This is a genomic window from Candidatus Amarolinea dominans, from assembly GCF_016704685.1.
GTDB classification, from domain to species: Bacteria; Chloroflexota; Anaerolineae; order SSC4; family Amarolineaceae; genus Amarolinea; species Amarolinea dominans.
Map to the genome: position 1 here is coordinate 1 of NZ_JADIZS010000016.1, position 13,213 is coordinate 13,213.

Below are 13,213 nucleotides of genomic sequence, written 5' to 3' on the forward strand. Positions count from 1 at the left end.
GCGCAGAATACCAGCGGTGACGCCTGTCAAAACCAAAAACAATGGCAGGATAGCAAGCAAAGCGATCCTTGTCCAATTCCTCGCCTTCCTGAACAGCGCCCCATCGTCGGTCTGCAAATACATGACCGGAGCGAATACATCGCGGCCCGCCTGATAGGGCGGCAGGATCAAGCTCTGGCGCGCTTCGGCGATGGCAACGTCCGCCGGACGGAACGCGGCCAGGAGATGCAAGTACTGCTCGACGAAGGCCGGCGCCACCAGATCGCTGACGGAGTACTGCATGGCGATCACTGCCGGGACGGTCTCGCATAATTCCTGCGCAAAGCTGCGCAGCAGTACGCCCGTCTCATCCGTGTTCGCGGCGGTGTTGCAGGCAGCAACCAGGACGAGCCGCGTCGGTTTTTCGCGCAACCAATCGGTCAGATGACCTTTGGCCGGCAAAGGCGACCTGTCTCCATCTTCATCTTCCAGGAAGATCACCGGGCGTTGCAAACCATCTGTCTCGTCGAAACCACCGTGACACACGAAGACAATGGCGTGGAAGTCCTCGGCCAACTTATCCAACAGCGCATCGGTTGTGGAGTGCAAGAGGGTCTCAAAGGAAACTACCTTGCGGGCGATCAGTTTTCCCAGAACCTCCTCCCCGGCCAACCGGGCGGCAATGGCCTCGATGTCAATAGGGGTATTATTGGCAGGCGATGCGCCCACGAAGAGGATACGCAAGGGGGGCGAGATCTGGAGGGACGACGGGTAGAGCACGTCGGCCGAAGCAGGGAAACGGCGCACGAGCGGAGTATCGCCGCGCGTGCTGAGCCATCCGTTGGCATCGTGCATGGTCTCCCAGGGCAGCGCCGATAGCCCCGGCGGGACGATTTCCAGGCGCAGACGCAGTCCCTTGTCTTTCTGCATGGCGCGCGCCGCGCCGAAGGCGACAGCAATGTCCGAGCCGAACAGCACCTCGAAAAGCCTGCGTCCTACCCGTTGGATGGCTTCGGCCGGCAGTTCCCCGCCCGTGATGTTTTTCCCGCGCCACAATATCCAGGATGTTCCGTAGCTCGGTCGTAAGCCAGGCGTCACGATCGGCAAGAGAGACTCGAACGGGCTGATCCAGGCCCGGTCCCCTGGCTGTTACCACATAGGGCGGTTCTGTGCCCTCAACCACGATCTCAAAGGTCGCCGTGTTTGTCTGCCTCATGGTGTCTGTCCCTGTGACTCCTCTGACTGGCCAGCTGCTTCGCTGTCCTCCGCCGCCTTTCGGAACTGCTCCGGGAAATAGGATGGCTCGCCCCGGCGGACGAACGCAGCCAATTGCTCCACACGAAGCGCTCGGCGGCCAGTGTGGCTGGCTGCTGCAACCTGAAGGTGTTCAAGACCAGGCGCCGATGGGTATCGAAGCTGTTCTTGATCAACTCGCCCAACAATGCCATCCGGCTGATGGCGGAACGATAGGATGCCGACGCAACGACCAGGGCAAGGACGGCCACGCCTGCTGGCAGAATTACAGGTTGGCCGCGCACAGCATAAGGCCCACCGTGGCAATAGTTTCCAGCACGACAATGCCTGCCAGGAAGGTCAGGTTGATTGAGATGTCCAGGAAGGTCTTCGCGGCCGTCAGGCGTTCCGAGTGCCCCTCCGCGTGCTCGTGCATCTGTTCGCGCAAACGGGGCCAGAACAGAACACTATCTGCGCCATAGCAGTCATACGGGTACTCCTCCGCCATCGCGTAGATATTGCCGAAGGTTGTGGGCATCACACGTTCAGGGTCGCACGGCAGCAGCGGATTGCCCATCATTCCATCAATGCGTGTGTGCTCCTCAGCTATCTGCTTGCCAGACCTGCCCAGGAGTTGCTCCATCTTCAGACGATCGGCGTCGCTGTCAGCCGCACCAGGCGATGGCTTTCATAGCGATATTGCCTGCGGAGTCCGGTCAGTTCTTCCCGCAAGCGACACTGCTGTTCGTTTGCGCCGTTGCCAATGAACAAGCAGGCCGCGTCGGAGCCAGCGCGGCCTGCCCTCGAAGACGATGATCAACGCGTCATTCAGCGCAACCAGGATCAGACCGACCAGCATCGGCAAGAACAGGGCGCCGAGCAAATTGGATAGCTCGCTGCTCAGGGCGCCGAGAAGGGATGACTGTTCACCTGAGGTTGACTCACCCGTCTGCCCCGCCTGATCTGGTGCATCGGCAAGCAGCCCAGCGTCGGCAGAAGGCGCCGCGGCGACAGCCGGCTCTTGCGAAGCTCCGGCCAAAGGATCTGCCAAGCCCCAGATTGGCGCCAGCAGTTGCACGTTGACGAGGAGGAAGACCGCCGCGGGCAAATAGTATGCCAACAGAAAGGTCTGCCCCAGATGCTCCAGCGCCCCGCTCAGGGCTTCAGTCAGGCTGTTCATGGCGTCTCCACGATGTGCTTGCACGCCTGGCAAACGTAGCGGCCACCCTCGAATCGGTACCAGCCTTGCTTGCCGCAATGCGGGCATGTGGGCGGCTTGACAGAGATTAGCGGCACCACCCCAGGCCCTAATCGGGCGTATTCACCATGGAGGCCGAAATAGGAGACTGCATCGAGCGCACCGCCAGAGAGGTTGGCGTTGACGAACAGCGCCACAAAGCCGGCGTCATTGACCACGACGAAGACCGCGCCGGGCGTTGCCGTGAGCCGTTTTTCGACCGAACCCCCTCCCTCCTGCGTGTCCTGCCGCACGACCTCGGTGGCGGCCGTATCGGCAGCTCGATCAGGGGTGTCTTGAAGGCGACGCTCCCATCAACTTGACTGGCGTCAGCAGTTTTGCGCCAGGACGACCCGAAATCCCCCGCTGGATCATCGGTTACCACATAGGTTCCATGCTCCGAATAGCCCTTCTGCGCCAGCATCGCGGCCATTTCAGAGAGGGTCGCCGTGCCTGGCAGCACGAGCACGCATCTTGCCGCTCGTTTTTCGATGAGCTTCAATGATATAGGCATGTTGTTGCTCCTTGTCCCTAGCGCCTCCCTTGTTGGGCTCGCACTTCGAGGTGCTCGAACAACCCTGGGCTGGTTTGGCCGAGATTGTTCGAGCAGCAGGATGGTCGCTGATCAGGCTGATCATGGATGCTTTACTGTAAAGGTTGCAGCCCGGCTCCTTGCAATCAGCCCAAGCCATTCGCTCCAAAGTCCGCCTCTTTGTAGCGCTTGCGATGACCAACGCCACAAGGGAGCTGAACAGCCTTTCCGTTCCTCAAAGCCTCCCCGAGCAGGCTCCAAGCATCTCCCCCACCAAGGTTCGAATTGACAAAGACGCAGATGAATCCATTCGAGTCTACGATGACGAAGATAGCGCCCGGTGTGCTCGTCAGTCGTTTTACCACTGAGCCGCCGCCTTCCGGGGTATCTCTGGGGATCACTTCATTCGCGCTGGGGATTGCAAGTTGACTCAGGGGGAGGTCGAAGGTTTCTGCGGTGATCGCGCCAAGGTGGGCGAGCAGCCCGCAGAATAACGATGTGCGATACTGGGCCGCCGATTCAGCCACGACGAGAATGGTGTTGTATTCGCTGGCATTCGGCTGTTGTTCCGGAAGCTGTTGCAGTTCGTCAATGGCATCATGCAGGGTCTTGTTGCCCTGCACTGACGATGACGTTCTTCCACCGCCGTTTTTCGATGAGCTTGTCTGGAGATCAGCCATGGTTTGTCTCCTTGTTGGTTGCCTAGGTTTGCTAGTTGAGAAGTAGCGCCGACGTTCCTCGGCACGATAGACTTGCGGTTGGCGTTGGATCAGGGAGTCGGCCTGTTCTAGTAGATTGTCCAGACTCTGCCAGGTTTGCAAGACCGCATCATCTCCTCCTGTGAGAATGCTTTGATCGCCAGGATTGATTGCGATTGCCGGATCGGTTTGAGTTCGATATTCTGTATTGAACTCTCCAACGTACCGTCATCTACGCTGCGTGTCAGGATTGTGCCATCGCAACTGACTGAAATCAAGTGGCTGCCATCTGACGTGAATGCAAGACCTGTCACTTGCCTGGTATGGCCCGCGACAAGTGGAAGTTGCTTGCCTGTCTCGATATCCCAAAGCTGAACCAGTCTGCCGGCCGGTAAATCTGGCTTCGATTCAGATATCCCAGGTTCGGGACATGCCAGATATTCGTCGTAGCTGGCGGTTGCCAGTAGTCTGCCATTTGGACTGAATACGACGCTATTCACGGGGCCTGGGAACTCAGGGAATGGACGGCGTGAAGTCCGTGATGCGATGTCCCACAGTTGCACCACGCGATCATCACCGGCAGTGGCGAGGTTTGTCCATCGGGACTGAATGTAGCCGCAAGAACCCCACCAGTGTGGCCAGAAAAGCGGGTGATTTTTTGCCCGGTAGCAGGGTTCCAGAGGATCACGGTACCGTTGTCGCCAGTAGTCACGATCATCTCGCCGTTCGGGCTGAAAGCGGCAGAGTAGATCGCGCCTTCATCGCCTTCCAATTTGTATACGATCTCGCCATTGTCGGTGCGCCACAAGAATGCTGCACCGGCTTCATCGGCCGACAGCGCCAATGGGGCTATTGGGCTAAACGCTACAGCCGTGACCGACGCCAGATGGCGATCAAAAACGCGCAGCACATTGCCATTTGCAGTGTCCCAGAGCCTTACCGTGGCATCGCTGCCGCCGGAGGCCGCCATTGTACCTGCTGGCTGATAGGCCACAGCCAAGATCGGGCCAGTGTGTCCCTGCAACTCCCGCGCTTGACCCCAAGACCGAGTCCGCCAAAGCCGGACTGTGCCGTCGGTGCTTGCGCTGGCGACCATGGCTGTTTGTGGTGAGTAGCTGACATCCACGACCGTGTCCTCATGGCCGCGCAACGCCAGGATCTGCTTGCCGGTGTTCAGGTCAAAAAGGCGAATCGTCTTGTCCTCACTGGCCGTCATCAGGGTCTTGTCGTCCAGAAAACTGACGCGTGTCACGTTGCTGCCATGTTCGAATATGTATTGTGCGATCGGTTTGCCTTCGATGTTCCAGACCCGCGCCGTGCTATCTGCTGGCGGTGGCGATGAGATGTTCATCGGGGCTGAGCACGACGTCAATCAGTGGGCCTTGATGTCCCTCCTGGCATATGGGAGGATCTGAAGAACTCAGCAGCCAAAGGCAAAATCGTTTATCGTCTCCAGCAGTAGCAACCGTCTTTCCGTCCTGACTAAAGACCACTTTACTGATGGCCTCGGCGTGTCCTCCCGATAAGGTTCGAACGATGCGATCTGCTTGCCAGTCCCATAGTTGGGCGATGTTATCGAGGCCCGTTGTTGCGATCAGCCTTCCTGTTGGATCGAAGTCGGCATCGGCAAGGAGAATATATTTTCGCGTCCTGGAAGCTCGGCAAGAAGCTTCGCGGTCACTGAATCCCACACCCGTACGGTTTGATCGCGCTGGCGGTGACTATGTATTGGCCATCATGACTAAACTTGGCAGATCGAATGACGCTGAGGTTGCCTTCAAGTGCTTCAAGGACATGCAACATCTCTCCCGTGGCCGTTGACCATAGGCGCGCGGTGCGGTCGCGGCTGGGCCCAGAGTGCCCTTCTCGAAAGTACACAGGTTCGCCAGAGTCGCTTTTCCAGAGTCGTAGGCTCTGATCGTCACTCACTGACGCAAGATATCTCCCTGCGGGCTCGAAGGCAACGGCGTTGACCAGAGCAAAATGCCCGATCAAATCTCGCAATCTCATGCCACTCTTGACATCCCACATTACAAGCTCACCCTCCAATCCTGCCGTGACAATGGCGTCATCTGCCGGATTGAACGCGGCGTATTTGATCCCACCATAATCGCTTTCAAACCGGGGCAAAATCTCCTCTCCTGTGGTGATATCCCAGATCGTGCAGTACCATCGCTTCCTGCGGTGATGACTTGTTTGCCAGTATGATCGAACTCAGCTGAAATACTCCCACGCTATGACCGCTGAAGGTTTGAAACGTTTGCCATCTATAGTGCGCCACAGTTTTGCGGTACCATCTCCGCTTGCGGTAACGATCTGCGCGCCATCGGGACTGAAGTTGGCTGTCATTACCCGCGCTCCATGACCGCGCAGTTCGCGCAGCAATTTTCCAGACGTTGGATTCCATATTCGAACCAAGCCATCATCGCAGGCAGTCACGATGGTGCGTCCATCGGGGTTGAAAGAAGCCCACCAGACAATATCACCATGAGGAAGCCGGGCGCGCATCTGGCCTGTTTGGAGATCCCAAACTCTGGCGGTTCCATCCAGGCTGGCCGAGACCAGGCGGCGACCGTCTGGACTGAATCGAATCGCCCAGACGCCATATTCGTGACCCTGTAGGATCTGCAGTTGTCTGCCGGTGGCAATATCCCAGAGCCGAATGGTTTCATCCGCGCCAGCGGTGGCGATGGTATGCCCGTCGGGGCTGAAATCTACGCCAAAGATGGCTCCCTCATGGCGATCCCGCGGCAAGGTCGCGATCCACGGCGAGACATGGTCAACGACCTGCTGCAGGGTGTTTTGCGCGTTGACGGTCGGTAGTTCACCGGCTTCTAGCGATATTGATACAGCATCGCGGGCCAGCATGAGAGCCAACGACGGATCCTGGTTTGACTCGCTTTCAAGTATAGCTAATGCGCTCGACGCCAATTGTTCTGCCTGAGCCACGTGAGCTTGATATTCGGCCTGTTGTTGTTGGATTCTTGCAAATACTGCAATCCAATAGCTAAAGCCATTAGAAGCAGAGCCGCGGCCGCCAACAGTCGAATCCGTCTGCTCTGCCTCCGCTCTCTCTCCTCCCGCTCTCTTCTCCTCCGGCACGAGGCCAGAAAATCACGCTCCCCCGGCTCCAACTCCGCCTCGTGCTTTGCCGCCCACTCCTCCGCCTCGGCCAGCACCTTTCCGCTCAACAGCAGCCCATCCGAGCGGCCCTGCTCATCCCACAGCGCGGCCTGGCGCTGCAGCGCGCTCAGGTGCTGCGGGAACCAGGCCGCGTTGCTGGCCCGGATCGGCTCCACGAAGCGGTCATGCACCAGCTCGATCCACGTATCCCCGCCCCGCGCCTCGGCGCGCACCAGGAAGCGGCGCTGCAAGGCGCGGACCACGCCGTTGGGTAGCCCGCCGGCGTCGCTCTCACCCTGATGCACCAGCCCGCGCGTGCCCTCCTCAGTGATCAACTCCTTGTCGAACCAACTCCGTAACTGCCGCTCGCTCACCCCCGCCGCCGCCGGGTCCGCCAGCGCCGCGGCCAGCGTCTCCTCGTAGAACTGCGTCAGCGCCCGGTCCACATCCCCAGCCCGCTCCGCCACGTCGTCGCCGCCACTTTGCTGCTACGCTCCCCTCCCCAATCTCCGGTCTCCGGTCTCCGCTCTCCAATCTCCGCTTCTCTCAGCCCCTCCCACAGTTGGTAACACACCACCTGCAACTGCACCGGCTCCACGTACTGCCCGGCGACCGTCGCCTCCTGCCCAGGCACGCGCACCTGGCGCAGGTTGTCGGCCAACTGCTCGGCAACACCCTCGGCAAAAGGCCGGCCGGCCAGTTCGGCCGGCTTGCGAATGGCGTCCAACGCCGCGGCCACGCCCATGCGCTCCATGTAGAAGCGGGCGCGCAGGCGGTCGGCCACGAAGGGCGCGTAGGGGTCGAGCGCGGCGACGTAATCCTCGCGCAGGGTGAGGACCACCCACAGGTTGGGGTCGGCCCGCATGGCCGCGTCGAGCTGGCGGAAGAACGCCTCCCGCTCGCGCCAGCGGCCGGGGTGGCTGGTGATGATCTCCTCGAACTGATCCACGATCAGGGCGTAGCGCCGGCTGCCGGGCGCGGCGGTGGCGTCGGCGTCGTAGACCCAGCCCTTGCGCTCCCGGCCCTCAGGGTCCGGCACGGTCTGCCGGGTCAGCCGGGCCAGGAAATCGCCCAGGGTGACGTGGGCCAGCCGCGCCGGATCGGCCCCCTCGTCCATGCTGAGCAGCAGATTGAAGACGAAGATGTTGTCCACCTGGGCGACGCCGACGGGCAACTCCCCGCTGACGCGGCCGACGGGCAACACGACGAAGCCTTTCTCCTCCTGCAACTGCGGGATCAGCCGGGTGCGCAACAGGGAGCTTTTGCCCGCGCCCGATTGGGCATAGAAGAGCAGCAGCCGCTCCGACAGCACCCGCGCCAGCAGGTCGCGCGCCTCGCGCTCGCGGCCGAAGAAGAGGTGGCGCTGCTCGTAGGCGAAGGTGCGCGGGCCGACGTAGGGGTTGGTGGATTGGGAGGTTGGGAGATTGGGAGATTGGGAGTTGGGTGGCTGGGTCATGGCTGGCGCAGCTCCTTCAGGGTGTCGGTATACTCTTCCAGGTTGCCCCAGAAGATGTCCAGGCGGGCCTCCCGGTCCAGGTAGCCATGCAGATACTTTTCCTGTTTGGCCCGCTCCTCCGGCGGCAACTGCACCACGCAGACGCCGCGGCGGTCGCGGCCCTGGCCGGTCTGGCGGATCAGGCCGTAGTAGAGGCCGCGGAAGGCCCAGCTATCCAGCCGGAAGCCCAGCAGGATGACGTCGTCGAAGAGCGCGCCCCGCACCAGGGCCGGCAGGCGGTCGGCGGTGTCCTTGCCCCGGCCCTCGGCCAGGTTGACCAGCATCTCCAGATGGTCGTCCTCGCTCAGGGCCAGGGAGCCGGGCAGGGCCGCGCCAGTCTGGGGGTGCGCGTCCAGCCCGCACAGGTGATAGACCAGCGGCCGCTCCGCGCTCGGTCGGTAGTCGTCAGGGATCAGCCACAGGTCCTTCTCCGGCGCGTCCACCGGCCCGCGCCAGCGGCACATCTTGGTCAGCGGCTGCTTGCCCGCCCGGCGCAGCGCGTCCTCCAGGAAGGCGCTGGCGCTGATGGTGAGGTAGGTCTTGAAGGGCAGGTTGGCCAGCACCTGCAAGGGCAGGGTCTGGGGCAGGTCGAAGCGGGGGTAGCCCAGCAGGTGGGCAAACGCGGTCACGCCCACCCGGTCGTACTGGCCCCGGGCCTCGGCCAGGGTCTCCTCGTCCACGCCCGCGGCCCGGGCCTCGCGGAAGATGTGGTTCTTCAGGCAGTCCAGATAGAATTCTTTGCAGGCGCCGTCGCTGCTGCGGTTGGTGTAGCGGTCGTAGTTGGCAAGCTGGCCGATGTCGGGCAGGTTGGGGTAGGGGTAGCCCACCTTCTCGGCATAGAAGCGCTTGAAGCTCTCGTGGCCGAAGAGGGCCAGGTCGAAGAGCGCGCTGTGGCTGAGGATGGGCAGCGCGTTGCCGGCGCGCACCCGCTGGCTGATGCTCTGCGCCTGGCTGGCGGCGGGTAGATCTTCGTCATCCCAGATGGGCATGGGTGGTATCTCCTACGGAATCTGCATGACGACGCGGAAGCCGCGCCAGGCGATCTTGCTGTCGGGTAGGGCGTTGCCGCGCGCGGTGGCGCGCAAGTCCTCGGGCCGTGACTTGAACGAGCCGCCGCGATGCACCAGCCGGGCCTGCGCGGGCAAATGTTGCGGATCGGTGATTTCCCGGTCATCACCGGAGTTATAGGGGTAGTCGTAATCGGGCTGCGTTGGCTGGCTGCCCCACAACGAGCGCGTCCACTGCTGCACGCCGCCCAACAGATCTTCCACGCGGTTCGCGCTGCCCCCCACCCCCGGCCCCTCCCCCGCGCTCGGGCCAGGGGTGTGGGAGAGGGCCGCCGCCTTCTCCCACTCCGCCTCGCTGGGCAGGGTGTAGACGCGCGGCTTGCACTGCTCGCTCAGCCAGGCGCAGTAGGCCAGGGCGTCGAACCAGCTTACGTCCGTGACGGGGTGATCCAGCCGGTCGGCCGGCGGCTGGCGGTTGAACCAGCCCGCGGGCTGGGGGTGCGCCTTGCGGTCCTTGATGAACGCCGCGTACTCGCGCACGGTCACCGGATACTTGCCGATACAGAAGTCGGGCAGGTGGACGGTGTGCTGGGGCTGCTCCGCGGGCGGCGCGGCCGGGTCGGCGCTGCCCATGAGGAAGGGGCCGGCGGGAATGAAAACGGTTTGCGGCTCGAAGGGCTTGCGCGGCCGCTCGCGGGCATCATCCTGGCCCAGCCGGACCTGAGCCTGCCGCACCAGCGCGTTGAAATCCTCGCCCAGCGCGTCGAGGCACAGGCGGTTGAGCGGCTCGATGATCTCGGAGCGCTCGCTGCGCCGATTTTCGTTGTCGCCGTGACGCCGCGTGCGCTCGATGTTTTCTTGCAGGCGCTGTTGATAGAGCAACGCGTCGGCGGTCAAGGCATGGTCGCGCCCCAGCCGTTCGAGCAGGGTGTGCAGGGCAATCAAATAAGGGACGAAGAGGTCGGCGGTCATGATGGCGCCCTCCGGGTTGGCAACACGATAGGGGAGTAGACTATTTTAGCACAAGCGTACACAGCCGCCAATCCGGCGCCGCAGGGCGAAAATCGTGTGCGTCCCGTTCATTCTGCCCAAATCGGCCGCCAAGGGGAGCAATGACGCGGTTTTTGTGGGCGCCGCTTGATCCTCGTATAATGTAACCCCCAGGCCATCCGTGATCTACTGGTCGGTCAGGCAGAACAGAAAAGAGGAATCAATCATGAAGGTCTTGTTCATCGGCGGCAGCGGGCTGATCAGTTCAGCCAGCTCAGAGTTGGCCGTGGCGCGCGGCATGGAGTTGTTCGTCATGAATCGCGGTCTGTCGGCCAGGTACCCCTTGCCCGCGGGCGCGGTCCACTGGCAGGCCGATGTGCGCCAGGCGCCAGACGCGGCCGCGCGGCTGCTGCAAGGACATTTCTTCGATGCCGTGGTGGATTGGGTCGCGTACACGGCCGCCGACATCGAGCAGGACATCGGCCTGTTTCGGAATATGACCCGCCAGTTCGTCTTCATCAGCTCGGCCAGCGCCTATCAGAAGCCGCCCGGTCACTATCTGATCAGCGAAGACACGCCGCTGGCCAACCCCTTCTGGGACTACTCACGCAACAAGATCGCCTGCGAGGAGCGTCTGCTGGCGGCCTATCGTCAAGAAGGCTTCCCGGTCACCATCGTGCGCCCCTCGCTCACCTACGGCCCGACGCAGATTCCGCTCTGCATGGGCAGTTGGCAGCACCCGTGGACGGCCCTGGATCGTATGCGCCGCGGGCAAAAGATCATCGTTCCCGGCGACGGTACCTCGCTGTGGGTGATGACCTGGAACGGTGATTTTGCCAAAGGCTTCGTTGGCCTTCTTGGCCGTGAGCAGGCCATCGGGCACGCCTTCCACATCACCTCGGACGAAGTGTTGACCTGGGATCAACTCACGGTGCAGGCCGGCCATGCCCTGGGCGTGGAGCCTGACATCATCCACATCCCGTCGGACCTGATCGCGGCCTACTGGCCGCACGCACATGGCAGCCTGCTGGGAGACAAGGCGCGCAGCGTGGTGTTCGACAACAGCAAGATCAAGCGCTTCGTGCCTGACTTTGTGGCCACGGTGCCCTGGCAAGAGGGTGTGCGCCGCGCCCTGGCCTGGTTCGAGGCTGACGCCGCCCGCCAGACGATTGACGAGGAGGCGAACCAGGTCTGGGATACGATCATCCAGGCCTACCTGCGGGCCTTTCCCAGCTCATAAACCTGGTGTGGTGCCCCGGCACCTTGCTCTGCAACGGCCTCTCAACCGATTCTCAGCCCCCCGCTGCCTGCTTGGCGATGTACTGCACGCCTTCGATGTGCGCGAAATGTTCGTCCTGCGTCCAGGTCGTGGCGCCGTAGGCTCGAGCCGTGGCAAGAATCATACTGTCAGCCATCGGTATCCGCAGGAGCGTTGAAATCTTGGCTGCCGACAAGGCAAGATGGACGTCGAGATCCACCGCGCGACCCCGCATCATCACGGCGACGGCCTGCAACGCTTCACTTTCGCTGCGCTGTTGCAGAATGCGCTTGAACACTTCGTATACGCTGATCGTGGGCACGACTAAATCAGAAATGGCTTCGATTGCCGGCGCGAAGAAATCAGCGTTTGGCCCATCAACGAAATACTCGAGCCAGCCGGACGAATCAACAACGTTCATACGCGATCTGGCTCCCGTTCGATGGTTGTATCAATGCCTCTGAGAAATCCGCGCATTTCATGGATTGGTCGGAGAGGAATCAACTCGATCCGATCTTCGTACTGCAGGACTTGCACCTTCTGACCGGGCCGAATTCGTAGCGCCTCCCGCACTGCGCGTGGAATCACAACTTGAAACTTGGGAGAAACCAAGACCGTTTCCATACCGTCTCCTTATCGATCAGCTGTTCGTAATACGTATCGTGATTTTAGCACACCTTGATCAAAAACGCACGCTAAGGGTTCGTAAAAATATAACTTCCCGTGTTTCTCAGCGTTTTCTCGGCAAAATACAGGAACTAATTCTTTTACGAACCCTAAGGAGCGAGAATTTTTTAATTGTCTGGTTCAACGGCCCACGGGGTGGCTATGTTCGGACACTTATTTAATTCTCGTTCCTAAGCGCCCAAGTTCCTACGTGCTCTTATCCTTCCCTTCATGCGCATAAGCATGGGTGAGCAAACGAAAACCGTTCTGCAACAGAATGGGGCGGCTCATGGGGCCGGCGCCCGTGGTGACAAACGCATAACCCCGGCCAATGGCCTCCTGGACGCGTACGGCAAGCAGGGCTGAATACAAGCCGCGCTTGCGGTACTCAGTTCTTGTCGCGGCGCCAAAGAGGCCGGCAAACTGACTGTTTGGGTGAAAGTACACCCAGCCGACAGAGGCAGGTTGGCCCTCGACATAGGCCACAAATAAAGCGTGCCAGGTTTCTGGCACGCTTTACGTTGCATATCGGGGGGTGATGTAACTATAGATTGACGCCGGTTCAAGCCTGAGCCGGGCGCCGGCTGATTGCCAGACTAGCGCTTGGTGTACTGCTTCGCGCGGCGGGCCTTGGTCAGACCAGGCTTCTTGCGCTCCACCGCACGGGCGTCACGTGTCAGGAAGCCGAACTTGCGCAGGGTGGTCTTGAAAGCCTCGTCGGCCTCCACCAGGGCACGCGCAACGCCCATGATGACCGCGCCGGTTTGACCGGACGTGCCGCCGCCGGCCACGTGGACCGAGACGTTGTACTGATCCTGCGCCTCAGTCACGTTCAGCGGACGCAGCAGTTTGATGCGATCGGTCTCGCGCGGGAAGTAATCCTCCAGGGAGCGCTCGTTGACCACGATGCTGCCCGTGCCCGGATACAGACGTACCCGTGCCGTGGAAGTCTTGCGGCGCCCAATGCCCTCGTAATAGCGAACTGTAGCCATTCG

General features: G+C 61.4%; 17 protein-coding genes. 1 reads left to right on the forward strand and 16 read right to left on the reverse strand.

Annotation, left to right across the window (positions count from 1 at the left end):
- The 12 genes from IPF85_RS11660 to IPF85_RS11715 form a co-directional block, all read right to left on the reverse strand.
- Positions 1-1,077, reverse strand: a 1,077-nt coding sequence (locus IPF85_RS11660; RefSeq protein ID WP_343408403.1) for a CHAT domain-containing protein, incomplete at its 3' end; no start/stop codon positions are given.
- A gap of 421 nt (positions 1,078-1,498) precedes the next feature.
- The gene (locus tag IPF85_RS11665) at positions 1,499-1,855 is read right to left on the reverse strand and encodes a hypothetical protein (RefSeq protein WP_343408259.1); all 357 of its coding nucleotides are present in this window, start codon (positions 1,853-1,855) and stop codon (positions 1,499-1,501) included.
- A gap of 45 nt (positions 1,856-1,900) precedes the next feature.
- The gene (locus IPF85_RS11670) at positions 1,901-2,392 is read right to left on the reverse strand and encodes a hypothetical protein (RefSeq protein WP_343408260.1); all 492 of its coding nucleotides are present in this window, start codon (positions 2,390-2,392) and stop codon (positions 1,901-1,903) included.
- Complete coding sequence (locus tag IPF85_RS11675) at positions 2,389-2,703, reverse strand: hypothetical protein (RefSeq protein WP_343408261.1); 315 nt, start codon at positions 2,701-2,703, stop codon at positions 2,389-2,391. Before IPF85_RS11675 ends, IPF85_RS11670 begins: the two co-directional genes overlap by 4 nt.
- Positions 2,704-3,127: 424 nt before the next feature.
- On the reverse strand, positions 3,128-3,661 hold the full coding sequence (locus IPF85_RS11680) for a hypothetical protein (RefSeq protein ID WP_343408262.1): 534 nt from the start codon (positions 3,659-3,661) through the stop codon (positions 3,128-3,130).
- Positions 3,662-4,175: 514 nt separating this feature from the next.
- Positions 4,176-5,030, reverse strand: coding sequence for a WD40 repeat domain-containing protein (locus IPF85_RS11685; protein ID WP_343408263.1), 855 nt, complete (start codon positions 5,028-5,030; stop codon positions 4,176-4,178).
- Between the two features lie 326 nt (positions 5,031-5,356).
- Complete coding sequence (locus IPF85_RS11690; RefSeq protein WP_343408264.1) at positions 5,357-5,809, reverse strand: hypothetical protein; 453 nt, start codon at positions 5,807-5,809, stop codon at positions 5,357-5,359.
- A gap of 84 nt (positions 5,810-5,893) precedes the next feature.
- Positions 5,894-6,547, reverse strand: a complete 654-nt coding sequence (locus IPF85_RS11695) for a WD40 repeat domain-containing protein (protein WP_343408404.1) — start codon at positions 6,545-6,547, stop codon at positions 5,894-5,896.
- Positions 6,548-6,591: 44 nt separating this feature from the next.
- On the reverse strand, positions 6,592-7,269 hold the full coding sequence (locus IPF85_RS11700; RefSeq protein WP_343408265.1) for a hypothetical protein: 678 nt from the start codon (positions 7,267-7,269) through the stop codon (positions 6,592-6,594).
- Positions 7,233-8,258, reverse strand: coding sequence for a hypothetical protein (locus IPF85_RS11705; RefSeq protein ID WP_343408266.1), 1,026 nt, complete (start codon positions 8,256-8,258; stop codon positions 7,233-7,235). The genes IPF85_RS11700 and IPF85_RS11705 overlap by 37 nt, the downstream gene beginning before the upstream one ends.
- The gene (locus tag IPF85_RS11710) at positions 8,255-9,286 is read right to left on the reverse strand and encodes an SIR2 family protein (protein ID WP_343408267.1); all 1,032 of its coding nucleotides are present in this window, start codon (positions 9,284-9,286) and stop codon (positions 8,255-8,257) included. Before IPF85_RS11710 ends, IPF85_RS11705 begins: the two co-directional genes overlap by 4 nt.
- Positions 9,287-9,298: 12 nt before the next feature.
- Positions 9,299-10,276, reverse strand: coding sequence for a formylglycine-generating enzyme family protein (locus tag IPF85_RS11715; RefSeq protein WP_343408268.1), 978 nt, complete (start codon positions 10,274-10,276; stop codon positions 9,299-9,301).
- Between the two features lie 244 nt (positions 10,277-10,520).
- On the opposite strand from IPF85_RS11715, the gene IPF85_RS11720 reads away from it, so the two are divergent.
- A complete protein-coding gene (locus IPF85_RS11720) occupies positions 10,521-11,534 on the forward strand; it encodes an NAD-dependent epimerase/dehydratase family protein (protein WP_343408269.1) in 1,014 nt (337 codons plus the stop codon).
- 52 nt (positions 11,535-11,586) lie between these two features.
- Here IPF85_RS11720 and IPF85_RS11725 read toward each other — a convergent pair whose 3' ends face one another.
- The 4 genes from IPF85_RS11725 to rpsI form a co-directional block, all read right to left on the reverse strand.
- Positions 11,587-11,973, reverse strand: a complete 387-nt coding sequence (locus IPF85_RS11725) for a type II toxin-antitoxin system VapC family toxin (protein WP_343408270.1) — start codon at positions 11,971-11,973, stop codon at positions 11,587-11,589.
- Complete coding sequence (locus tag IPF85_RS11730; protein WP_343408271.1) at positions 11,970-12,176, reverse strand: AbrB/MazE/SpoVT family DNA-binding domain-containing protein; 207 nt, start codon at positions 12,174-12,176, stop codon at positions 11,970-11,972. Before IPF85_RS11730 ends, IPF85_RS11725 begins: the two co-directional genes overlap by 4 nt.
- Before the next feature lie 249 nt (positions 12,177-12,425).
- A complete protein-coding gene (locus IPF85_RS11735) occupies positions 12,426-12,731 on the reverse strand; it encodes a GNAT family N-acetyltransferase (protein WP_343408272.1) in 306 nt (101 codons plus the stop codon).
- Positions 12,732-12,814: 83 nt separating this feature from the next.
- Positions 12,815-13,210: a 30S ribosomal protein S9 gene (gene rpsI / locus IPF85_RS11740; protein ID WP_343408273.1), complete on the reverse strand. Its 396-nt coding sequence runs from the start codon at positions 13,208-13,210 to the stop codon at positions 12,815-12,817.
- Positions 13,211-13,213: the final 3 nt, after the last annotated feature.

Coding starts and splice junctions, on each gene's coding strand:
- IPF85_RS11715 (WP_343408268.1), bottom strand. CDS start 10,276: ATGACCGCCGACCTCTTCGTCCCTTATTTGATTGCCCTGCACACCCTG.
- IPF85_RS11670 (WP_343408260.1), bottom strand. CDS start 2,392: ATGAACAGCCTGACTGAAGCCCTGAGCGGGGCGCTGGAGCATCTGGGG.
- IPF85_RS11725 (WP_343408270.1), bottom strand. CDS start 11,973: ATGAACGTTGTTGATTCGTCCGGCTGGCTCGAGTATTTCGTTGATGGG.
- IPF85_RS11685 (WP_343408263.1), bottom strand. CDS start 5,030: ATGAACATCTCATCGCCACCGCCAGCAGATAGCACGGCGCGGGTCTGG.
- IPF85_RS11710 (WP_343408267.1), bottom strand. CDS start 9,286: ATGCCCATCTGGGATGACGAAGATCTACCCGCCGCCAGCCAGGCGCAG.
- IPF85_RS11680 (WP_343408262.1), bottom strand. CDS start 3,661: ATGGCTGATCTCCAGACAAGCTCATCGAAAAACGGCGGTGGAAGAACG.
- rpsI (WP_343408273.1), bottom strand. CDS start 13,210: ATGGCTACAGTTCGCTATTACGAGGGCATTGGGCGCCGCAAGACTTCC.
- IPF85_RS11720 (WP_343408269.1), top strand. CDS start 10,521: ATGAAGGTCTTGTTCATCGGCGGCAGCGGGCTGATCAGTTCAGCCAGC.
- IPF85_RS11705 (WP_343408266.1), bottom strand. CDS start 8,258: ATGACCCAGCCACCCAACTCCCAATCTCCCAATCTCCCAACCTCCCAA.
- IPF85_RS11695 (WP_343408404.1), bottom strand. CDS start 6,547: ATGCTGGCCCGCGATGCTGTATCAATATCGCTAGAAGCCGGTGAACTA.
- IPF85_RS11665 (WP_343408259.1), bottom strand. CDS start 1,855: ATGGAGCAACTCCTGGGCAGGTCTGGCAAGCAGATAGCTGAGGAGCAC.
- IPF85_RS11730 (WP_343408271.1), bottom strand. CDS start 12,176: ATGGAAACGGTCTTGGTTTCTCCCAAGTTTCAAGTTGTGATTCCACGC.